Genomic DNA, 22,742 nt, shown 5'->3' on the forward strand with positions numbered 1-22,742 from the left:
GAACCAGACCGGTTTACAAGCGAATCGACACGCGCGACTTGCCCTGTCAGCCCTGCGCCGGGGTTTTGGGTTCGGTGCGCGGGTCCAGCGTCATGGCGACGGGCGAAATATCGGGCAGCGGCACGAATTTCTCGCGCTCCTCCTGCGGGGCCTGCGACACGGTCCTGACGCGGAACAGCACGAAGACCGCATAGGCAATCGCGATGACGGATTCGAACACGAAGAACGAGGCCGGACCATAGATCGACATCAGGACCGACGCCAGCAGCGGTCCGATGGTCGCGCCGATGGAATAGACCATCAGCAGACGCCCCGACGCGGCCACGTAGAACTGCCGGTCCAGCCGGTCGAATGTCTGCGCCACGCACAGCGGATAGACGCTGCTGATCGCGCCGCCGAACACCAGCGCCATGCCCATCAGCACGACCAGCGACATCCCGCCGGCGATGGACAGCGACAAAAGCCCCCAGGACGCGCCGACCGCGATCAGGATTCCCGCCATCACGATGCGCCGGTCGAACCGGTCGGCCAGCATCCCGACCGGAACCTGAGAGGCCAGCCCGCCCAGCACCACGACGCTCATGAACATGGCGGCTTCGGCTACGCTCAGCCCGATCTGGCGGGCAAAGACCACGGCCATCGCATAGAACGATCCGGTCAGGATGCCGCCCACGCCCGCGCCGACCACCCCCACCTTCGAGGCGGCATAGATCGCCCGCAGGTCCAGCACCCCCATATCGGTCAGATCCGGCTTGCCCAGCCGGGTCATGGCGATGGGAATCAGCGACAGCCCGATCAGCGCCGACGAGATCATCAGATGTTCGCTGCCCTTGACCTCGGACAGGTTCACCAGCGTCTGCCCCAGCGCCGTCGCCAGATAGAAGGCCAGCATGTAGAAGCCCAGGACGCGGCCGCGCGTCTCGTTGCTGCTGCGTTCGTTCAGCCAGCTTTCGATCGAGGTGGTCATGCCGGCGATGCAGAACCCGTTGACCACCCGCAGAATCACCCATGCCGCCGGCGTGAAGAAGAAATCATAGGCCAGGCACACCGCCGCGGTCAGCGCCGCGAAGGCCGAGAACGCCCGGATATGGCCGATGCGCAGGATGACCAGCTTGGATCGCAACCCGCCCAGCGCCAGCCCCAGATAATAGGCCGCCATGATCGCGCCGGTCAGCGCCACGGGATAGCCCGCCCCTTCCATCCGCAAGGGCAGGACGACGCCCAGCAGGCTGTTGCCGGCCATGAAGGCGGCGGTGCCGCCCAGCAGCGGCCTGACCGAGGCGAGGGTTTCGCGGATATTCTGGGCCATGGCGTCGATCCGGGGTCGTTGGTCCGGCAGGGATGGGTCCGGTCAGGGTTCGTGATAGCCGGAAACGCGGCGCCGGTAACAGTGCTTGCATATCCGACCCGCGATCTGGTTTCATCCCCCTTGGCCAAGCCTGGCGTGGACCGATGCAGGAGATGACGATGGATGCGCTTGAAGACGATTACCGCAACGTGCTGCTGGCAGACCATGAGGGGCCCTGCATTTCGCTGTATCAGCCGACGCACCGGACCTTTCCCGACCGTCAGCAGGACCCGATCCGGTTCCGCAATCTTCTGAAAGAGCTGCAGGAATCGCTGTCGCGCCAGCATGGCGGCAAGGAAAACGAGACGATCCTGCGCCCGTTCCACGAACTGGCCGAGGATGGCGAGTTCTGGAACCACACGCTTGACGGGCTGGCGGTCTTTGCCACGCCCGATCTGTTCCGGGTCTATCATCTGCAACGGCCGGTGCAGGAACGCGCCATCGTTGCCGGCAGCTTTCACACCAAGCCGCTGATGCGGATCATCCAGTCGGCCGACCGCTATCACGTGCTGGGGCTGAACCGGCAGCAGGCGACGCTGTTCGAGGGCAACCGCTATGCGCTGGACCCGGTCCAGCCGCTTGACGATTTTCCCGATGACGCCGAGGCGGCGATGGGTCCGCGCGACGACGACCCGGAACGCACCAAGCGGGCCCATGGCCGCGACGGCGCGGGCCACACCACGCGGCATGGCACGAATGTCCGTCAGGATGCGGTCAGAAAGGACACGAAACAGTTCTTCCGCGCCGTGGACGAGGCGGTGCGGGACAATTATTCCCGTCCGCTGGGTCTGCCGCTGCTGCTTGCCGCCCTGCCCGAGCATCATCACATGTTCCGCGAGATCAGCCGCAATCCGTCGCTGATGCCGGATGCGATCGACGTGGACCCGGCCTCGGTGCCGCTGGACGATCTGCGTGCCCGCGCGTGGGAGATCGTGCTGCCCTCGTATCTGGAACGGCTGCGCGATCTGGTCGAACGCTATGGCGCGTCGAAGGCGGACGGTCGCGGCAGCGCGGATCTGTCTGACATCGGCCGGGCCGCCGCCGCCAGCCGCATCGCCACATTGCTGATCGACGCGGACCGGGTCGTGCCGGGCCGGTTCGATCCGGAATCGGGCGCGGTCGAGTTCGCGCGGCTGGAAGACCCGGACGTGGACGACATGCTGGACGATCTGGGCGAGCATACGGTCAGAAACGGCGGCGAGGTGGTGATCGTGCCGTCCCAGAACATGCCGACCGACACCGGCATCGCCGCGATCTATCGGTTCTGATCCTTGCCTGATCCCCGTCACCCGAACCGCCACCGCAAGGCGGGCGGCGTCTGCGCCGCACCCGCGTGGCATCGCGGCGGCGGTTCGGGCACGCCGACGGGGCCGGACAAGCGCCGGCCTTTGCGGCGCAATCCGGGACCGATGCTGCGATGACCCGGCCCGATCTGGCCAACAGCCTGTTTCTGGCGCTGGTCGAGGATGCCGACGGCGCGGGCGGGCTGTCGCCGCCTCAGGCGCGGCACGAGCCGGCGAATTTCCTGCGCCACGCCGCGTCGCTGTCGATGAGCAAGATCGCCGACGGGCTGATCGACCCCAAGCTGGTTCTGTCCTGGCTGCTGGATCATCTGGGCGCCTCCTCGGTCTTCGTCGGTCTGCTGGTCCCGATCCGCGAGGCCGGCGCGCTGTTGCCGCAATTGCTGACCGCCCCGCGCGTGCAGGCGATGGCGCGGCGCAAATGGGCCTGGGTGGCGGGCTGCATCGGCCAGGGCGTGGCGGCGGCGGGGATCGTGCTGGCCGCGCTGACGCTGGCCGGCACGGCGGCGGGGGTCGCGATCTGTGCGCTGCTGGCGGTGCTGGCGGTGGCGCGGTCGATCTGTTCGGTCAGCTACAGCGACGTGCTGGGCAAGACCGTGGGCCAGTCGCGGCGCGGGGCGGCCACGGGCGTTGCCACATCGCTGGGCGCGGGCGCGGTGGTGATCTTCGCACTGGTGCTGCTGTCGGGGATGGCGGATCGCGCCGCGCTGGTCGTCGTGGCCATCGGTCTGGCCGCGCTGCTGTGGCTGTCGGCGGGGCTGGTCTTTGCGACGCTGTGGGAAGAGCCTGCGCCGGGTCAGGCCGACACGCCGACGCTGGGCCAGCTTTCCATCCTGCGCCACGATCCGCAACTGCGCCGCTTCATCTGGGCGCGGGGGCTGCTGACGGCCACCGCGCTGGCGCCGCCCTATATCGTGCTGCTGGGGGCGCAGGCGGGCCAGGGCGGTTTCGACCGCCTTGGGGCGCTGGTTCTGGCATCCTCCATCGCCTCGGCGGTCAGTTCGTGGATCTGGGGCCGGATGGCCGACCGGTCCAGCCGTCAGGTCCTGATGCTGTCGGGCATCGGCGGGGCGGCGGCGCTGCTGGCGGCGGTGGCGCTGGACCTGGCGGGCGCGTCGGGCACGATCTGGGCGCTGCCTGCGGTGCTGTTCGTGCTGATGATCGCCTATCACGGCGTGCGGCAGGGACGGGTGATCTATCTGGTGGACATGGCGCCGCCCGACCGGCGCGCGACCTATACCGCCGTATCGAACACGGTGATCGGGGTGGCGTTGCTGGGATCGGGCATCTTCGGGGCGCTTGCTTCGCTGGCCGGGCCGCATGTCACGCTGCTGATCTTTGCCGCGATGGCGCTGGCCGCTTCGCTGGTGACTCGGGGCCTTGACGAGATCCATGATGGGACGTGATTCGGTCGCGCTTGCGCCGACGCGCAGGGATTCCACTGCGTGAAACGCAATCTCGACTGTCTCGTGGTTACCGGCCTAAGATCCGGTCAGTTCGCGGCGGTCATGGCAGGCCGCACTGGAAAGCAGGAGGAACGACATGAATGTTCAGGAAACCGCGCCGCTGGTAAGGGCCAGCGGCACGACGATCACCCCGGGATACATGCCCGGCTTCGGCAACGATTTCGAGACCGAGGCCCTGCCGGGCGCCCTGCCCCATGGCATGAACTCGCCCCAGAAATGCAACTATGGGCTTTACGGCGAACAGCTTTCGGGCACCGCCTTCACCGATGTCCGTCCCGAACGCACCTGGTGCTATCGCATCCGCCCGTCGGTCAAGCACAGCCATCGTTACGAAAAGCTTGACCTGCCCTATTTCCGCTCAGCCCCCGACATCCACCCGGACGTGACCAGCCTGGGCCAGTATCGCTGGGACCCGGTTCCGCACAACGATGAAAAGCTGACCTGGCTGACCGGCATGCGCACCATGACCACGGCGGGCGACGTGCACACGCAGGTCGGCATGGCCAGCCACATCTATCTGATCACCGAATCGATGGTGGACGAATATTTCTTCTCGGCCGACAGCGAGATGCTGGTCGTGCCGCAGGAAGGCCGGCTGCGCTTTGCCACGGAACTGGGCATCATCGACCTTGAACCCAAGGAGATCGCCATCATCCCGCGCGGTCTGGTGTACCGCGTCGAATTGCTGGACGGGCCGGCGCGCGGCTTCGTGTGCGAAAACTATGGCCAGAAATTCGAACTGCCGGGCCGTGGCCCGATCGGCGCGAACTGCATGGCCAACCCGCGCGACTTCAAGGCGCCGGTGGCGGCGTTCGAGGACCGCGAGGTGCCCTCGACCGTGACGGTGAAATGGTGCGGCCAGTTTCACATCACCAAGATCGACCAGAGCCCGCTGGACGTGGTCGCCTGGCACGGCAACTATGCGCCCTACAAATACGATCTGCGCACCTATTGCCCGGTCGGCGCGATCCTGTTCGATCACCCCGACCCGTCGATCTTCACGGTGCTGACCGCGCCGTCGGGGCAGCCGGGCACCGCCAATATCGACTTCGTGCTGTTCCGCGAACGCTGGATGGTGATGGAAGACACCTTCCGCCCGCCGTGGTATCACAAGAACATCATGTCCGAGCTGATGGGCAACATCTATGGCCAGTACGACGCCAAGCCGCAGGGCTTCGTCCCCGGCGGCGTCAGCCTGCACAACATGATGCTGCCGCACGGCCCGGACCGCGAAGCCTTTGAAAAGGCATCCAACGCCGATCTCGGTCCCGAAAAGCTGGACAACACCATGTCCTTCATGTTCGAGACCCGCTTCCCGCAGCAACTGACCCAGTTCGCCGGCAAGGAAGCGCCGTTGCAGGACGATTACATCGACGTCTGGAAGACGCTTGAAAAGAAGTTCGACGGCACGCCGGGCAAGAAATAGGCCCGACACACGCCGGCGATCCGCGCGCCGTTCTGCGCGGATCGCCAATCAAGCCTTGCGTCAGGCAAGATCGGCATAGGCGCGACCGATGGCCCGCGCCGCCGATTGCAGGCGCGTCAGATGCGCCGCGGCCACCGCCTCGACAGACCGGTCGCTGGCGTTCCAGACAAGGTTGAGCGCGCCCACCGGTTCCGCGCCGGCCCGGATCGGAACCGCGATGGCCGCCGGCAATTCGCCGTAATCCACCGCCCGGCCCCAATGCCCCGTCTCTCGGGCGGCGTAACCCTTTTCGGCGACGGATCGCAGGATCTGCGGCAATTGCGGCAGGGCGGCCGCATCCTCGCGCGGCAGTTTCCGGATCAGATCCTTCAGCAACTCGGCCAGCCGCGAGGCGCTGAACGCCGACAGATAGGCCGCCCCCAGGGCGGAAAGAACCGGCGAGGGGCGGAATCCGACCGCATCGGGATAGACGCCGTGTTTTCTGAAGACCCGCGTGGTATCGACGATCTCGGTCCGGCCGTCGCCGATACCGGCGGCCAGATCGACCCCCAGCCCGGTCTCCGCCGACAGTTGCACGATGGTTTCCTTGCCGACCGCGACCAGCCGGTCGACCAGATCCGGCATCACGCCCGATTGCGGAAAGGCCGAGCCCAGCTGATAGCATCCGTCACTGCTTCTGCGGATCAGCCAGCGACGGCTTTCCAGCGTGGCGCAGATCCGCAGCAGCGTCGGTTTCGACAGCCCCGTCTGCGCCGCGAGAAAGGCAAGCGAACTGGCGCCCGAGGCATGCACGACCTCAAGCACGGTCAGCCCGCGTTCGATGGAGCGATTGAGTTTTGTCATCCTGCGTCTTTCACCTGGTGAAACAATAAATCGACAGGGATGCGACGGTCCAATAACTTTTTCAGCATGCGCGCCGCGTCCCGAATCGACACGCGAACAGACATTCGGACCTGAACGGAGCCAGTGACACCAGGGGAGGACATCGTGTCAGCACTCAAGGGAAATGCGTATCTGGGATACGCGATGACAGGGCTTTCGCTGCTGATCATCGGCGTCGTCTTCTACGTGTCGGTTTTCGGCGTGTTTTCGGATTCCTATCTGCGCGTCGGGATGTTGCTGGCCGGCGGCCTGCTGATCATCCTGGCCGGGTTCGGCCAGTCCGGCACCGCCGCAGACCGGGCGATCCTGATCGCGGTCGCCGTCGCGCTGTTTCTTGGCGTCTATCAGTATTTCCGCGCCGCCGAAGAGATCGAGACCGGACTTTATTTCCTGACCTCCATCGACATCTGGATGGGCCTGCTGGGTCTGATCGCGGTGATCGAACTGACACGGCGGTCGGTCGGGCTGGTGATGGCGCTGGTGGCCGGTATCGTGCTGGTCTATGGGGCGTTCGGGCACATGGCGCCGGGGTTCCTGCGCCATGCCGGCATCTCGACCGAAGAGCTGATGACCGTCCTGTGGTATTCCTTCGACGGTGTCTTTGGACGCCCGATGGCCACCGTCGTGTCGACCATCCTGATCTTCATCGTCTTCGGCGCGCTTCTGGAACTGCTGGCCATCGACCTGGTGCTGGTGCGTCTGGCGATGGCCGCGACCGGGCGGATGCGGTCCGGCCCGGCGGCGGCGGCCACGGTCGCCAGCGGCCTGTTCGGCACCATCTCGGGCAGCGCGGTCGCCAATGTCGTCGGCACCGGCGTCATCACCATCCCGCTGATCAAGAAACGCGGGTTTTCCGCACGCTTCGCGGCGGCGGTGGAATCCGCGGCCTCCAGCGGCGGGCAGATCACGCCCCCGATCATGGGGGCCGTCGCCTTCATCATGGCCGACGTCACCGGCGTGCCCTATCTGACCATCTGTGCCGCTGCCGCCGTGCCTGCGCTGCTGTATTACGGCGGGCTGTTCGTCGCGATCTCCAGCGCCGCGCGGAACATGGATCTGGCCAAGGAGGCGCGGCCCGACATCTCGTTCAACTGGCGCGAGCTGGTGCAGATGGGCATCTTCGTGCTGGCGCTGGCCGGGATCGTGGTGACGATGGTCGGCGGCTCGTCGCCCGCCTATGCCGGCTTTGTCGGTGTCGCGCTGGCCGCGGTTCTGGGCTTTGCCATTCGTCCCGATCTGCTGACCAACCGGGAAGCCTGGGTGAAATTCATCCGCTCGGCCGGGCTGATCTCGGCCCAGCTGGTGGTGATCGTGGGCGCGGTGGGGATCGTCATCGGGGTGCTGAACCTGACGGGCGTGGGGCTGCGCTTTGCCTCGCTGCTGTCCAGCCTGGCCGAGGATCAGCTGATCCTGTCGCTGATCCTGATGGCGTTTGCCTGCCTGCTGCTGGGCATGGGCATGCCGACCGTGCCGGCCTATCTGATCATCGTGCTGGTCATGGGCCCGTCGCTGCAAAGGCTGGGCGTGCCGATTGTCCACACCCACATGTTCGTGCTGTATTTCGGGGTGCTGTCGGCGGTCACGCCACCGGTTGCGCTGGCGGCCTTTGCCGCCGCCCCCATCGCGGGCGCCAGCCCCATGGGCACGGCGATCGAGGCCTCGCGGCTGGCGCTGCCGGGTTTCGTGATCCCGTTCGCCTTCATCTATCAGCCGGCGCTGCTGCTGGGCACCGGTTTCGGACTGGCGCAGTCGGCACAGGCCATCCTGTTCGTGCTGCTGGCCACGATCCTGATCTCGCGCGCCTGCTATCCGCGCCGGGGCAAGGCCTACATGGTGCCGGTCGGACTGGGGCTGGCCGCCGCACTCATCTTCTTCGGACCGATGGTGTCGTGGATCGCCGCCGTCGCCGCCCTGGGGGTGATGTATATCGACCGGCTGGAGCTGGACGCCGAAAGCCAGATTTCATGATCGCAATGAGGAGAAACCAATCATGAAGACCGCAATTCTCAATCGCCGCAGCGTGCTGGCCGGCACCGCCGCCGCCGCGACGCTGGGCATGCTGCCGCGCGCCGCGATGGCCAAGGAACTGCTGCGCATGTCGACCCTGGGGCCGGGCACCAGCCCAAACCTGGTGATGACCACCTTCGCCAACATCATCAACCGGAACCTGCCGGACTATGAAATCCAGATCAACGCCACCGGCGCGGCCACCCGCCACGCGCTGGAGGTGGCGATGGGCAAGACCGCGTTCTGCATGTCCTCGCCGGCGCTGCATGCGCTGATGGTCAACCAGCAGGCGATGTTTGAAAAGCTGGATCAGGCGCCGGAACTGGCCAAAAACCTGCGCGCGGTGCTGAATTTTCCGATGGGCATCTATCATATCGCCGTCTATGAATCCTCGGGCATCACCGCGATGGATCAGGCGGCGGGCAAGCGGGTCTTTCTTTGGACCGCCGGGCAGCGCCGCCTATTCCACCATGGAGCGTCTGTTCGAGGCGGTTACCGGGCTGAAGGCCGACACCGATTACGAGGCGCTGAAGCTGGGCTGGGACGCCGCCGCCGCATCGTTCCAGGACGGCAATCTGGATATCTACTGCAACCCGACCAACGCGCCAAGCCCGGTCCTGACCCAGATCGCCGTGACCAATCCGATCCGCTTCCTGGGCATCCCGCAGGACCAGCTGGAATCCGAGGCGATCACGGCGCTGGCCAGCCGCCCCGGCTTCGGCCTTGCCACGCTGCCGGCCGGTATCTACGGCGACAACCAGGTCAATTCCGAGGATACCACCACGCTGCGCGTCACCGTCGGCATCATCACCAATCAGGATGCCGATGAAGAGATGATCTATCAGATGACCAAGACCTTCTATGCCGGCGTCGAGGAGATGCGCGACAGCGCGCCCTGGCTGCGGGCGATCACGCCCGAGGCGGCGGTGCAGGACATCAACATGCCCCTGCATCCCGGTTCGCTGCGCGCGCTGGAGGAGCTGGGCGTGACGATCCCCGACGCCGCCCGCATCTGACCCTGACACAGGCCGGGGCGCGACCGCGCGCGCGCGCGCGCCCCGGACTCAATTTCCAATTGGTGCCGGATCATGACCAGGAACGTTCTTTTCATCATGTGCGATCAGCTTCGGTGGGATTACCTGTCCTGCACCGGGCACCCGCATCTGCACACGCCCCATATCGACAGGCTGGCGCAGCGCGGCGTCCTGTTCGACCGCGCCTATGTCCAGTCGCCGATCTGCGGGCCGTCGCGGATGTCCTTCTATACCGGGCGCTATGTCAGTTCGCACGGCTCGACCTGGAACGGCATTCCGCTGAAGGTGGGCGAGATGACTCTGGGCGATCACCTGCGTCCGCTTGGCGTACGCACCGCGCTGTGCGGCAAGACCCACATGACCGCCGATATCGAGGGGATGCGCCGCCTTGGCCTTTCGCCCGACAGCAAGATCGGCGCGCTGGTGTCGGAATGCGGCTTCGAACCCTATGAGCGCGAGGACGGGCTGCACCCGGACGGCCCCCGCTATCCGCGCAACGAGGCCTATGACGGGTTCATGAAGGAACGCGGCTGGCCGGACGAGAACCCCTGGTCCACCGTCGCCAACGCCGCCGAGGACGAGGATGGCAACATCCTCAGCGGCTGGTTCATGGACAATGCCGACAAGCCCGCCCGCGCCGCCGATGAGGAAAGCGAGACACCCTATATCACCGGCCGCGCGATGGATTTCATCCGCGAGGCGGGCGACACGCCCTGGTGTCTGCATCTCAGCTATATCAAGCCGCACTGGCCCTATATCGTGCCCGCGCCCTATCACGACATGTATGGCCCCGAAACGCATCTGCCCCCGGTCCGCAGCGAGGCCGAACGCGAGGACCCGCATCCCGTCTATGGCGCCTTCATGGAGGAACGCGTCAGCCGCGCCTTCTGCGACGACGGCACGCGGACCCGCGTGCTGACCGCCTATATGGGCCTGATCAAGCAGATCGACGACCAGATGGGCCGGCTGATGGCCTTTCTGGACGAACAGGGTCTGACGGACGAGACGATGATCGTCTTCACCTCGGACCACGGCGATTATCTGGGCGATCACTGGATGGGCGAGAAAGAGCTGTTTCACGACGCGTCCTCGCGCATCCCGCTGATCGTCGTCGATCCGCGGTCCGAGGCGGACGCGACACGCGGCCTGAAATCCGATGCGCTGGTCGAGGCCATCGACGTCGTGCCCACGATCCTCGACTTCTTCGGCGGCGACCCGGCGCCCCATATCATCGAGGGAAAATCGCTGCTGCCGATCCTGCACGGGCAGACGGACAGGGTGCGCGACTTCGCCGTCTCCGAATACGATTATTCCATGCGCGACGTGCGCCGGCGTCTGGGGGTCGAGGTCAAGGACGCCAAGCTGACCATGCTGTTCGACGGGCGCTGGAAATACATCTTTGCCGAAGGGTTCCGCCCGATGCTGTTCGATCTGAAGACCGACCCGGACGAGCTGACCGATCTGGGCGCCGATCCCGCGCATGCCGACCAGATCGCCCGGCTCGAACGGCTCTTCTTCGACTGGACGCGCCGCACGTCGCAGCGCACGACCAGATCGGATGCCTGGATCGCCGCACGCGACACCGTGCTGGGCGAGGCCAAGGCCGGCATCCTGATCGGCTATCGCAACGAGGACGAGCTGCGCGCGGTCCTGCCCGAGGCCGAAATCCCCGACAAGAAGACCGGCAAGGCCACCTGACGCGATGCAGGGGGCAAGCGCGATCCTGCGGCGGCTTTCGCCCGTGCGGCCATGGTTCCGCAACCGGACGGCGGCATCGTGGAAAGCCGATGCCTATGCCGGGCTGACCAACGCCACCATCGTCCTGCCGCAGGGCGTCGCCTTTGCCATCATCGCGGGCCTGCCGCCGGAATACGGGCTGTTCACCGCGATCATCGTCACCGTCGTCGCGGCGCTGTGGGGGTCGTCGCAGGTCATGGTCTCGGGGCCGACAACGGCGATTTCCGCCGTGCTGTTCGCCTCGCTCAGCGGTCTGGCCATCCCCGGCAGCGAAACCTATATCGCGCTTGCGCTGGTGCTGACCTTTCTGGTCGGCGTTCTGCAACTGTCCGCCGGGCTGGCGGGGCTGGGCGGGCTGATCGCTTTCATCTCGCATTCCGTCATCGTCGGCTTCACCGCCGCCGCCGCGGTGCTGATCGCGGTGTCCCAGCTTGGGCCGGCCCTGGGGCTTCCGGGCGGGACCGGCGGCGTGCTGCACCGGCTGACCGGGATCGGCGCGGATATCGGCGCGGTCAATCCCAACGCGGTCATCATCGCGGGCGTGACGCTGGTCAGCCTGATTATCCTGGCCCGGATCAGCCGGCGTCTGCCGGGCTATATCATCGCGCTGGTCGTCGGATCGCTTACGGCCATCGCGCTTGGGGCCGAGGCATCGGGCGTGGCGATGTTTGCGCCGCTGGATGCCGCCCTGCCCCGCTTTGGCGCGCCCGCGCTGGACATGGACACCATCGGCACGCTTCTGCCCGCCGCCGTCGCCGTCGCGTTCGTGGGCCTGCTGGAGGCGATCTCGATCGGCAAATCCTTCGCCATCCGGCGCGGCGAGACCTATGATTCCAACCAGGAAATGGTCGGTCAGGGCCTGTCCAACCTGACCGGCAGCTTCTTTCAGTGCTATGCCGGGTCGGGGTCCTTCACGCGGTCGGGCCTGAACGCGGAAAGCGGTGCGACCTCGCCCATGTCGGCGATCTTCGCGGCCGGGTTTCTGGCCGTGCTGCTGGTCCTGCTGGCACCGTTCGTGCGGTTCGTGCCGGTGCCGGCGATGGCGGCGATCATCCTCTATGTCGCGTGGAAACTGATCAACGTGGCCGAGATCCGCCATATCGTGGCCACCAGCCGGTCCGAGACCTTCATCCTTGGCGCCACGTTCCTGACCGGCATCCTGTCGGAACTGGATTTCGCGATCCTCGTGGGCGTCGTCGCGTCGCTGTCGGTGTTCCTGAACAAAAGCGCCCATCCGCTGGTCGCGGTCGGGGCGCCGACCGAGGTGAACGGTCGCCGCGTCTTTCGCAACGCCGAAAAGTTCGACCTGCCGCAATGCCCGCAGATCCGCTTCGTGCGGATCGAGGGGCCGCTGTTCTTCGCCTCGGTCGAGCATGTCGAGCGGGAGTTCCGGCGGATGGAGGAAAAGGACGGCTTCAAGACCTGCATCCTGAACCTCAAGGGCGTGGGCAAGATCGACCTTGCCGGCGCCGATTTCATCCTGTCCGAGGCGCGCCGCGCGCGCGCCCACGGTCAGGACCTGCGCCTGATCGCCGCCAATCCGGAGGTTCTGACCGTTCTGGAACGGCTGCATTGTCTTGACGTTCTGGGGCCGGAAAACGTGCATCCGCACAAATCCGACGCGATCCGTCCGGCGGTGGCGGCGGCAGCGGATTCGATCTGCGCCTCGTGCGACATAAGATGTTTCCGGGAATGTCGCGACAAGCCCGGCGCGGAAAGACACGCCGCCGAAAGCACCGCATCCGCCTGACCCGCAGATGACGCACGCAACGGCGCGGATCGGGGGCCGGCGCCGCCCGGCGCCGGCCCCCGATCCGCGTCAGTCCACGATGGTCAGACCGCCATCCTCGGGTTTCAGCAGGAAGACATCGTCCCGCGCGGCCTTGTCCTTGTCCTCTCCGCCCACGATCAGCAGCCCGTCATCCACCGCGAAGGCCGCGCCATAGGCCAGTCCTTCGGGCAGGGTGCCGATCTGGGACCATTCGCCGTCGCGCAGCGCAAAGACCTCGGACGCCCAGTGCTTGGAAAGCCCGTCATGCGCATACCAGTTGCCGGCATCGGCATTGGCGCGCGCGCCCTGGAAATTCGCGCCGCCGGCCACGATCACGGCATCGTCCACCAGCCCCGCATAGGCGCCGGCCAGACCTTCCTGCACCTCGCTGCCCTCGGGCGCGGGCAGGGCCGCAATCCGGGTCCAGCTGGCCTCGTCGCCGTCGATGGTGACGGATTTGACCTCATCGGTCCGCAGGCCTGGCTTGATCTCTCCGTTGACGATCAGGAACGTGCCGGGCGCGGTTTCAACGACCGCCGACCCGGTATTGGGCAGCGACGGGTCCGCGCCCAGATCGCCCCACGATTCCGTCGCCGGATCGAAGACCAGAACCAGATCGTTCCAGTCATAGTCTTCCGGCTTCATACCCATATAGGCGTCCACGACCGCGTCCCAACCTTCGGGATCGGCCTCTTGGTCGATGGCGGTGACGTCGGCCAGATAGGTGTCGAAAAGCTGTTTGTTGTATCCGCCGAAAATGGCGATGCGGCCATCCTCCAGCGTCACCGCGCTGGCCCCCAGCAGACCGGCCGGGGCCGCCGTGTCCAGCGTCTGCCAGCGGTCGGCGTCGGGGTCGTAACGGCTGACGGTGTCGAAGACGATGGGCGATGCGGCGTCCGGTGTGGCGTTGCCCGACCCGCTGAAGACGTAAAGCGCGCCGCCCGAAACGGCCGCCGCCGGCTGCGAGGGTGCCGGGCCGCCGAACGCGGCCAGCGCCTGCCAGCCGCCCGCCCTGTCGCTCAGGTCCAGCGCATACAGGTCCTGCCCCGCGCTTCCCAGACCGACGATCAGCCGGTCGTCGATCCGCGCGGCGATGCCGTTCTTGACCCCGAGCGGCAGATCGGGCCAGTCCTCGGCCGACGCGGCCCCGGCCGCAGAGACAAGGACCAGCGCGCCCAGTCCGCGCAGCACATCGTTTCCCAGCTTCATGTCGCCAACTTCTCCTTGATGAATGTCAGAGGTTACAACCGTCATTTATCGCGACAGGATCAAGACGCGACGAACACCGGAACGGCGGATTCTTCGCGCCGCCGCACCGTCCGGGGGTGCGGCGGCCATCTCTCAGCTCCGGCTGGCTTCGGCGCTGGCGCCGACGAGGTTGATGAAGCTGGGGTCGAGATCGGCCAGTTTCGCCGCCCCGCTCAGCAGCATCGCGGATTGCAGTTCCGCCCGCAGATGTTCCAGCACCGACTGCACGCCCTGCGCGCCGCCCAGGCCCAGCCCGTACAGCACCGGACGGCCCACGGCCACCGCATCCGCGCCCATCGCCAGCGCCCGCACCACGTCGATGCCGCGCCGCACGCCGCCATCCATGATCACCGGCACGCGCCCGTTCACCGTCGCCACCACGTCCGGCAACGCCGCGATCGAGGCGGGCACGCCGTCGATCTGCCGCCCGCCATGGTTCGACACCTGGATCGCATCCGCCCCCGCCGAGATCGAGCGGTCGGCATCGTCGGCGCGCAGCAGGCCCTTGACGATCACCGGCAGGCGGGTCTGGTCCTTGATGAACTTGATCGCATTCGTGTCCAGGTCCAGCTTCTGGTCGAAGAAATTGCCCGACCCGCCCCGTTCCGGGTCGTGGTTGCCAAACACCATGTCCGGCCGGAACGGAGAGCTCATGGCCTTGAAATCGTCCGGCTGGCCCGGCCCAAGCGCATCCGCTGTCAGCACGATCGCCGAATAGCCGGCGGCCTTGGCCCGGTCCAGCAGCGACCGCGTCACCTCGGTGTCGTTGTTCCAGTAAAGCTGGAACCATTTCGGCCCCTGCGTCGCCTCGGCGATCTCTTCCAGGGTGCGGTGCGAGGCGCCCGAGGAACAATACAGCGTGCCGGCCATGCCGGTGCCACGGGCGGTGGCGACCTCGGCCTCTTCGTGGACCATGCCGTGGGCGCCCATCGGCGCGGTGAAGATCGGGAAGGGCAGCGACTGGCCCAGCAACTCGATCGACAGGTCGACCTCGGGCGAGACGCCGCGCAGACGCTTGGGCTCGATGCGGAAATCGTCGAAGGCGCGGCGATTCTCGTGCAGGGTCCATTCGTCGCCCGCACCGCCCGACACGAATTCATAACCGGCCTCGGGGATCACCTCTTTCACCGCCGCGTCCAGACGGTCCAGCGAGACGATGTCAAGCGGCTGATCCGCGGTCGAGGCGCCATAGTCGCTGGCCTGCACCGCCGGCGCGGCCCCCGCCTCTGCCCCGCCCGCATCCGCCGGAGCATCCGACGCGGTCTACGCCGCAGCCGAGGTCACAAAGGGCAGGCTGCCCAGGCCGAAGGCCGTCGCGCCAAGAAAATTCCGCCGTGTCTCGTCCATGAAAGGTCCTTTCCGTCGATACCGTTGCGATACAGGTCGGTTTTTCTGCGCGTGCCGCCGAATGTCAACGGGCGACGGGACAGGCAAAGCTTCGCTTGAATACGGCCCCGCAACGGATAGTCTGGGTTGATTCAAGCCGAAGGTCGCGCCGCGTGCAGACACCGATCCCCCTGACCCCGACAGCCCGCATCGCGCGTGCGCCGACCGGCCCCCGGCCGCGCGGATGAGCCGCGCGCCCATCTATGTGACGCGCCCCGTCCTGCCGCCATTCGACGACGTGCTTCCGCTGTTCCAGGACATCTGGAACAGCCGCGTCCTGACCAATGGCGGGGCGATGTTGCAGCGGTTCGAGGCCGCGCTGGCAAGCTATCTGGGGGTCGAGCATCTGGTCCTGACCAGCAACGCGACGCTTGGGCTGATCATCTCGCTGCGCCATTACGGCATCACCGGCGAGGTCATCACCACGCCGTTTTCCTTCGTGGCCAGCAGCCACGCGATCGGCTGGGCCGGCGCCACGCCGGTCTTTGCCGACCTGACGGCGGGATCGCCCAATCTCGATCCGGCGGCGGTCGAGGCGCGGATCACGCCGGAAACGCAGGCGATCCTGGCCGTGCATTGCTATGGCATCCCCTGCGACACGGAGGCGCTGGCCCGGATCGCCGACCGGCACGGCCTGCGGCTGATCTATGACGCGGCCCATGCGTTCGGGGTGCGCAGCAACGGTCGCGCGCTGGCGGCCGAAGGCGATCTTTCGGTCCTCAGCTTCCACGCGACCAAGGTGTTCAACAGCGTCGAGGGCGGGGCCATCATCGCGCCGGACCGCGACACCAGGATGGCGCTGGAGCGGCTGGGCAATTTCGGGATCGAGGACGAGGTGACGGTGACCGAGACCGGCCTGAATGCGAAGCTGAGCGAACTTCACGCCGCGATGGGGCTGGCGCTGCTGCCACGGATGGACGATCTGATCGCCGCGCGCGGGCGGGTGGCATCGCGGTATGCGCGTTCCCTGTCGCAGATCGCGGGGCTGGACTGTCTGTGCCCGTCCGAGCGCCCGGGCCACAATTCCTATGCGTTCCCGGTTCTGGTCGGCCCGGATTATCCCCTCAGCCGGGACGGGCTTTACGAAAAGCTGCGAACGCACGATATCTTTGCGCGCCGGTATTTCTTTCCGCTGATCTCGGATCTGCCGATGTATCGCCATCTGCCCTCGGCCGATCCGGCCGGGCTGCCGAACGCGCGCCGCATGGCCGACAGCGTGCTGTGCCTGCCGCTGTATCCCGATCTGGACCCGTCGGATCAGGACCGCATCATCGCGATCCTGGCCGACCCCGGCAGCTGATCCGCCGCGCCTGCCGTCACTTTCCGGTGAGGCGCGCACAGGGTCCGCAGGCAAGGGTTCCCGCTATGTTCCGCCTCCTGCCCGGCAAAACATGCCATCACCGGCCGCTTGGCCGCCCCGCCGGTTGAACGGAGACAATCGGTTCAACCCTGAATTTCCGCGCCATCGGTGATCCGTCGCCCGCCTTGGGCGCGGCAATTGAAACACAGGGGCCGCGCCCGTAAGACTGCGGAAGCCCGGGCACGGGCGCGGTTGGTTTGTGAAAGGTGGTCAGGTATGATGTGCAAGTGTCGGCAGGCAGTCGGATGAGCCGGTTGTGCAGCGCATGTCCCGGCCGTTCGCAGGGTCCGATACAGGGATCGTGGCGATGACGGATAACCCGCTTCGGATCGCGGTGCTGAAGGATCGGTACCCGATGCAGTTCATGACCGCGCGCCATTCGCGTCACATTCTGGACTGGCGGCGGTTCGTGCCGTTCAACCAGATCCATCCGGGGCTTGAGGGCATGACCGTGATGGCGCCGGGGCGTCCGGCCGATCTGGTCCATACCAATAACCGCATCCCTCTGGGCGCGCGGAAATACATCCTGTCCTTCGAGGATAACGCGCCGCGCCGGTTCCGCTTTCCCGAAGACAACAGGCTGACCCGCTTTCTGGACGACCGCATCGCCAGCCCCCGGTGCAGGCGGCTGATCGCCATGTCGGATTTCGCCCGGCGCCGGTTCCTGCACCAGCACCGCGACAATCCCGATCTGCCCCGGCTGCGCGCCAAGCTGGATGTCCGGTATCCCAACATCGTCATCCGCGACACGCAGGACCAGCTGCGCGACGATCCCTGCACGACGCTGGTGCTGACCTTCGTGGGCGCGCATTTCGCCCGCAAGGGCGGCTGCGTCGCGGTCAGGATCGCGCAGAAGGCGCTGGCGGCGGGGCTGCCGATCCGCGTCAACATCGTTTCGCCCCTGGTTATGGGCAAGGCGGTCTGGACCGACCCCGAGCGGCCGGAATTCTTCAAGGAATATACCGATCTGCTGACGCTGGAGAACGTGGAATACAACAGCACGATGCCCAATGCCCAGACGCGGCAGAAACTGGCGCAATCGCATTTCTGCGTCCTGACGACCTTCGTGGACACGTTCGGCTTTTCGGCCATCGAGGCGATGGCCGAACATACGCCTGTTCTGGGCACGCGCCTGTGCGCCCTGCCCGAATTCATCGAGGATGACCGCAACGGAATCCTGATCGACATGCCGGTCAATGCGCTTGGCATGTGGCAGCGTCCGCAGGACATCTCGCGCGCCAGCCCGGAATACGAGGATTATTTCCGCGCCGAGGTGGATCGCATCGCCAGCGCGGCGGTGGACCGGCTGACACCGCTGATCGGGGACAGGGACCGGATTGCCCGGATGCGCAGGGCGGCGCGCGACACGGCGGTCGAGAAGTTCGATTCGCGCGCGGCATCGATCCGGTGGGACGCGCTGTATGACGAGGTTGCGGCCGAAGATCCCGCGACCCCGCCGCGCCTGACCGAGGCGGATCGGTCCGCGGCAGGGGATCTGCCCTGATGATCTGGCTGCGCCCGACAGCCATCCCCTGCGGCGGCACCGTTCCGGCATCGGTGCGGGGATGAGCGTGGCGACCTCGACGCCCCCGCTCGCGCCGCGATCCGGCGCGTCCCCCGCGCGGCGTCATGCCGCCGGTGCGTTCGGCTGGTCCGACGCCGTGTTTCTGGCGGTGGTGATCCTGTTTGCGTCCGATGCGTTCGCGTTTCTGGGCACCAATTCGGCGGTCTGGCTGCTGTGTTATGCCTATATGCTGCTGCGTCTGGTCACGAGCCTGTCGCAGATCGCCCATGCGCTTGAACGGAACTGGCCGTTTCTGGTCTATCCGGCGCTGACCCTTGCCTCGGCCCTGTGGTCGGACGTCCCGGTCGAGACTCTGCGCTTTTCCCTGCAACTGTCGATGACGGTGCTGATCGCGGTCTTTCTGGGATCGCGGTTCAGCGCCCGGCAGATATTCCGCGCCTTTTTCGCCGTCACGATGTTTGCGATGGTCGTGTCGATCCTGAATGTCACCGGCGCCATCGCCCCTGCCTATGACGGGCGCGGCCTGTTTCAGGGTATTTTCCTGTCCAAGAACGCGCTTGGCCACAGATCGGTGCTGTTCGTGCTGACCTGCGTGTTCGGCATCGCGATCCTGCCCGGTCTGACGCTGCAGCGCCGGCTGGCCTATGTTGCGGGGCTGATCGTGGCGGTCGTCATCCTGGGCCTGTCCGGGTCCGCAACGGGCGTGCTGTTTTCAGGCGCGGCGGGGTTGTTCGCGGTGCTGTTATGGCTGATCATCGGCTGGCGCGGGGCGTGGGCGTTTCTGGCCGCGCTGATGGCGGGATCGCTTGGCCTGTTCGTGATCGCCAGCCTGTTTGCCGAACTCGATCCGGTCTCGGCCGTGCTGGGGCTGGTCGGGCGCGATCCGACGCTGACCGGGCGCACGATCCTGTGGGATTTCGGCTGGCAGCACTATCTCGACCGGCCGTGGGCGGGCTATGGCGCCTCGGGGTTCTGGAAGAACCCGGATTTCGCCTCGCAGATCATCGCCTTGCGTCAGCGTTACGGCGACGGCGTCTCGGGCTTTCACAACCTGATCGTGGAATTGCTGATCATGCTGGGTCCGGTCGGGGTGCTGGCGCATTTCGCCATGACGGCCGTGGCGCTTTACCGGACATTGTGGCATGCACGGCACCGCCACGATCCCTATGCCGCCTGGGGCTTTGTGATCGTCATCGCGATTTTCGGGATGTCGCTTCTGGGGCCGCAATACTATCAGGGTCATTCCATCGTCATCATGCTGGTCGTCATGCTTGGCACCGCCTTTTCGCTACCACGCGACGCGGCGCAGCGTACGGGCAATGCCGCCCGCCGCGCCCGCCTTACCGAACCGGATTTCAAGGTCAGGACATGAACCAAGACCGCCCTCTTGCCCCCACCTGGCGCAACGACGTGCCGGATTTCGCGCTGCTGGTCCGGCGCGGCCTGTGGTCGCTGCGGCGCAATCTGGCCGTGCTTTTGCTGGGCAGCGTGCTGGTCGGCGCGCTGGCCACCCTGCTGGCGATGCAACGGCCCGATTACTACTATGCCAGCTCGGCCATCCTGATCGACCCGCGCCTGGGCGGCAGCGGCGATGCCGCAGCCCCGCCGACGATCTATCTGGCCGACGCGCTGGTGGTCGATTCCGAGATCGAGGTGCTGCGCTCGGGCCGGTTGCTCAGGCGCGTGCTGACCAGGCTGCAAGGCGACACGACGCTGCCCGCGATGCCGCGCACGACCGACGATGAACCCCTGACACCGCAAGAGGAAGAGGCGGCGCAGATCGCGTGGCTGGACCGCAACCTGACGGTCGAGCGTCAGGGCAACACCTTCGTGATCCTGATCGGCTTTACCGCCGAGGACCCCGACCTTGCCGCCGCCGTCGCCAACGCCGTGGCCGAGGAATATGTGCTGTTCCAGCAGGACGACAGCCGCAACCGCGTCCAGCAGGAATCGGCCTGGCTGTCGAACGAGATTGCGCGCCTGTCGCTGGAGGCGCGCGAGGCCGAGGCCGCCGTCCAGCGTTTCCTGGTCGAGAACGACGTTCCCAAGGACGACGAAACCGGGCTGGTGGGCGCAACCATGGCCGATGTCGAGGCCGAGATCGTCGATCAGCAACGGGTCCTGCGCCGCACGACGCTGTTCATGGCGCAGATCGAGACAGACATCCAGCGACTGGAAAACGACCGCCCCATCGGCGAGCTTCTGTCGCTGCGACCCGAAAACGCCACGCTGACCCGCCTGATGCAGCAATACAAGGAAGTCCAGCTGAGCGATGCCGACAACGACGCCGTGATCGACCGCACCGTCCGCCAGATGCTGAGCGAGCTGTCCAGCATGCGCGAGGCGACCGACGCCACGCGCGAGATCACCGAGGCCAATCTGGAACGCTTGCAGACGCGGCATGCCGAGCTTCAGGCGCAGCTGTCCCAGATCGCCGCGACCCAGATCGAACTGGGCAACCTGCAACGCGAATCCGACGCGGTAAAGGAACAACAGCGCCGGATCATGGGTCAGTTGCAGCAAAGCCGCAGCCAGGATCTGTATGTCGTGGGCGACACCCGCGTCATCGACGATGCGATCCCGCCCACCAGCCCCGCGAACCCGCCGCTGCCGCTGGTGCTGGCGGGCGGGCTGTTGGGCGGGCTGTTGCTGGCGATGGCGTGGGTGTTCGTGCGCGCCCAGATGGACGATCGCATCCGCGATCCGCAGGCGCTGCGGGACCGGCTTGATCTGGCCTATCTGGGAACGGTGCCGCGCGGCGCAACCCGCTCGACGGTGCCGGCCGATCCCGCGACGCTGGCCGCGGGCCGGACGGCGCAGCAACGCCAGCTTTACGACAGCCTGCGCCGCACCGCCGTCCTGCTGCGCCGGGACCGCAGCGTCACCATGATCACCTCGGTCGCCGCCGGCCGCGACCGGACCATGCTCAGCGCGACGCTTGCCGCCTTTCTGGCCGGTCAGGGCGAACGGGTGCTGCTGGTCGCGGGCGATCCGGCGGACCGGCGGCTTCTGTCGGTCTTCGGCCCCGGCATGGCCGATCCGGTCCCGCTGAACGCCGATCTTGCGCTGGCGCAGCCGGCGGAGGGGCTGTCCGTGGCCTTGCCCCAGGCCGGGCGGCCGGTCGATCCGGTGGGCTATTCCGCCGCGATCGCCGCGCTGCTGGCCGAACATGGCGATGAGGCGGGGATCGTCCTGATCGACGGGCCGATCCTGTCCGGCGCGGCCGAGGAAATGGTGGACCGGGCACGGGTCGACCGGGTGCTGCTGGCCCTGCCCTTCGGTCAGGTGTCGCTGAACGCGCTGGCGCAGATGCTGGATCGCAGTCCCGGCATCGGGCGCCGCCTGGCCGGCGCCTTCCTGACCCAGGTGCCGCGCCGCGGGCTGTTCCTGCACGACATGGCCGCGCCCCGGAAGGCCGCATGACCGCGTCGCGCCGGCTGATCCATCCGCGCACCTGGCGCAGGCTGCGCATCTATTCCGGCCGGGCGGGCGCGCTGGCCGGGGGGTTGCGCCATCCCTGCCTGTTTCTGCACATGCCGAAATGCGGCGGCACATCCCTGTCCGAGGCGCTTTACGCCACCGTGCCGCTGCACCGGTCCGTGGCCGTTCTGGACGCGGTCGCGACCCGCCGCGCCGCCGCGATCATGCAATTCGACCGCGACGACGAGGCGCTGTGCCACGAGGATCTGGAACACGGGCATCTGACCTTCGATCTGCGAGAGCGTCTGATGCTGTCCCAGATGACGGCGGGCGCGCAGCTGATCCACGGCCATGTGCTTTACTCGACCGCCGCCGAACGGCATTTCGGATCGACCTATCGCACCGTGTCGGTGCTGCGCGAACCGGTGTCGCGGGCGATTTCGAACTTTTCGATGATGGCGGCGAACGGATATGTCGCCCCGGATGTCGATGCCTGGCTGGACGGGCCGGTCGGACGCAGCCACGCCACCGTCTTCCTGCGCTATCTGGGCGGCAGGAACGTGGTGCGGCCCGAGGATGAGCCCGAGGTGCTGGCGCAGGCGCTGGCGCGGCTGGACCGCATCGCCGTGCTTGGCTTTCTGGACGACATGGCCGGGTTTCTGGACCGGTTTGCCGGTATGTTCGGCGTCCGGCCGCGCGTCGGCCGCCGCAATCAGGCAAACTGGCCGACCATCAGCCTGAACGCGGCGCAGCGCAGCCGGCTGGAACAGGCCTGCGCGGCCGATATCCAGATCCACGACGCGGCACGGCGAAAATTCGGGTAGAAGGTCC

General features: G+C 66.7%; 17 protein-coding genes. 12 read left to right on the plus strand and 5 right to left on the minus strand.

The window, feature by feature from the left end:
* Positions 1–46: 46 nt before the first annotated feature.
* Entirely contained in the window at positions 47–1,309 is a 1,263-nt protein-coding gene (locus tag JHW45_RS17060; RefSeq protein ID WP_272858776.1) for an MFS transporter, read from the minus strand.
* Positions 1,310–1,467: 158 nt separating this feature from the next.
* Here JHW45_RS17060 and JHW45_RS17065 point away from each other — a divergent pair, with 158 nt between their 5' ends.
* The 3 genes from JHW45_RS17065 (at position 1,468) to hmgA (ending at position 5,541) form a co-directional block, all read left to right on the plus strand.
* On the plus strand, positions 1,468–2,616 hold the full coding sequence (locus tag JHW45_RS17065; RefSeq protein WP_272858777.1) for a baeRF3 domain-containing protein: 1,149 nt from the start codon (positions 1,468–1,470) through the stop codon (positions 2,614–2,616).
* Positions 2,617–2,765: 149 nt separating this feature from the next.
* A complete protein-coding gene (locus tag JHW45_RS17070; protein ID WP_272858778.1) occupies positions 2,766–4,055 on the plus strand; it encodes an MFS transporter in 1,290 nt (429 codons plus the stop codon).
* A 136-nt stretch (positions 4,056–4,191) separates the two neighbouring features.
* Entirely contained in the window at positions 4,192–5,541 is a 1,350-nt protein-coding gene (gene hmgA / locus JHW45_RS17075; protein ID WP_272858779.1) for a homogentisate 1,2-dioxygenase, read from the plus strand.
* A gap of 60 nt (positions 5,542–5,601) precedes the next feature.
* Here hmgA and JHW45_RS17080 read toward each other — a convergent pair whose 3' ends face one another.
* Positions 5,602–6,384: an IclR family transcriptional regulator gene (locus tag JHW45_RS17080; protein WP_272858780.1), complete on the minus strand. Its 783-nt coding sequence runs from the start codon at positions 6,382–6,384 to the stop codon at positions 5,602–5,604.
* A gap of 183 nt (positions 6,385–6,567) precedes the next feature.
* Between JHW45_RS17080 and JHW45_RS17085 the strand changes: the two genes are divergently transcribed.
* The gene (locus JHW45_RS17085; RefSeq protein WP_272858781.1) at positions 6,568–8,391 is read left to right on the plus strand and encodes a TRAP transporter permease; all 1,824 of its coding nucleotides are present in this window, start codon (positions 6,568–6,570) and stop codon (positions 8,389–8,391) included.
* On the opposite strand, the gene JHW45_RS17090 is transcribed toward JHW45_RS17085, so the two are convergent.
* On the minus strand, positions 8,386–8,580 hold the full coding sequence (locus tag JHW45_RS17090; protein ID WP_272858782.1) for a hypothetical protein: 195 nt from the start codon (positions 8,578–8,580) through the stop codon (positions 8,386–8,388). The genes JHW45_RS17085 and JHW45_RS17090 overlap by 6 nt on opposite strands.
* 320 nt (positions 8,581–8,900) lie before the next feature.
* On the opposite strand from JHW45_RS17090, the gene JHW45_RS17095 reads away from it, so the two are divergent.
* The 3 genes from JHW45_RS17095 (at position 8,901) to JHW45_RS17105 (ending at position 12,951) form a co-directional block, all read left to right on the plus strand.
* The gene (locus JHW45_RS17095) at positions 8,901–9,446 is read left to right on the plus strand and encodes a TAXI family TRAP transporter solute-binding subunit (RefSeq protein ID WP_272858783.1); all 546 of its coding nucleotides are present in this window, start codon (positions 8,901–8,903) and stop codon (positions 9,444–9,446) included.
* Positions 9,447–9,518: 72 nt separating this feature from the next.
* A complete protein-coding gene (locus JHW45_RS17100; RefSeq protein ID WP_272858784.1) occupies positions 9,519–11,162 on the plus strand; it encodes an alkaline phosphatase family protein in 1,644 nt (547 codons plus the stop codon).
* 4 nt (positions 11,163–11,166) lie between these two features.
* Complete coding sequence (locus tag JHW45_RS17105) at positions 11,167–12,951, plus strand: SulP family inorganic anion transporter (RefSeq protein ID WP_272858785.1); 1,785 nt, start codon at positions 11,167–11,169, stop codon at positions 12,949–12,951.
* A 69-nt stretch (positions 12,952–13,020) separates the two neighbouring features.
* Here the strand turns inward: JHW45_RS17105 and JHW45_RS17110 are convergent, their stop codons facing one another.
* Both JHW45_RS17110 and JHW45_RS17115 read right to left on the minus strand, forming a co-directional pair.
* Complete coding sequence (locus JHW45_RS17110; protein WP_272858786.1) at positions 13,021–14,181, minus strand: N-acetylneuraminate epimerase; 1,161 nt, start codon at positions 14,179–14,181, stop codon at positions 13,021–13,023.
* A 132-nt stretch (positions 14,182–14,313) separates the two neighbouring features.
* On the minus strand, positions 14,314–15,426 hold the full coding sequence (locus tag JHW45_RS17115) for an alpha-hydroxy-acid oxidizing protein (RefSeq protein ID WP_272858787.1): 1,113 nt from the start codon (positions 15,424–15,426) through the stop codon (positions 14,314–14,316).
* Positions 15,427–15,790: 364 nt separating this feature from the next.
* Here JHW45_RS17115 and JHW45_RS17120 point away from each other — a divergent pair, with 364 nt between their 5' ends.
* The 5 genes from JHW45_RS17120 to JHW45_RS17140 all read left to right on the plus strand — a co-directional run bounded on the left by JHW45_RS17120 (position 15,791) and on the right by JHW45_RS17140 (position 22,735).
* The gene (locus JHW45_RS17120; RefSeq protein ID WP_272858788.1) at positions 15,791–16,906 is read left to right on the plus strand and encodes a DegT/DnrJ/EryC1/StrS family aminotransferase; all 1,116 of its coding nucleotides are present in this window, start codon (positions 15,791–15,793) and stop codon (positions 16,904–16,906) included.
* Between the two features lie 367 nt (positions 16,907–17,273).
* A complete protein-coding gene (locus tag JHW45_RS17125) occupies positions 17,274–18,470 on the plus strand; it encodes a glycosyltransferase family 4 protein (protein ID WP_272858789.1) in 1,197 nt (398 codons plus the stop codon).
* 61 nt (positions 18,471–18,531) lie between these two features.
* A complete protein-coding gene (locus tag JHW45_RS17130; RefSeq protein ID WP_272858790.1) occupies positions 18,532–19,863 on the plus strand; it encodes an O-antigen ligase family protein in 1,332 nt (443 codons plus the stop codon).
* On the plus strand, positions 19,860–21,914 hold the full coding sequence (locus JHW45_RS17135; protein WP_272858791.1) for a GumC family protein: 2,055 nt from the start codon (positions 19,860–19,862) through the stop codon (positions 21,912–21,914). Before JHW45_RS17130 ends, JHW45_RS17135 begins: the two co-directional genes overlap by 4 nt.
* Positions 21,911–22,735, plus strand: a complete 825-nt coding sequence (locus tag JHW45_RS17140) for a hypothetical protein (protein ID WP_272858792.1) — start codon at positions 21,911–21,913, stop codon at positions 22,733–22,735. Before JHW45_RS17135 ends, JHW45_RS17140 begins: the two co-directional genes overlap by 4 nt.
* The last annotated feature ends 7 nt before the right edge of the window (positions 22,736–22,742 follow it).

The organism is Paracoccus stylophorae (assembly GCF_028553765.1).
GTDB classification, from domain to species: Bacteria; Pseudomonadota; Alphaproteobacteria; order Rhodobacterales; family Rhodobacteraceae; genus Paracoccus; species Paracoccus stylophorae.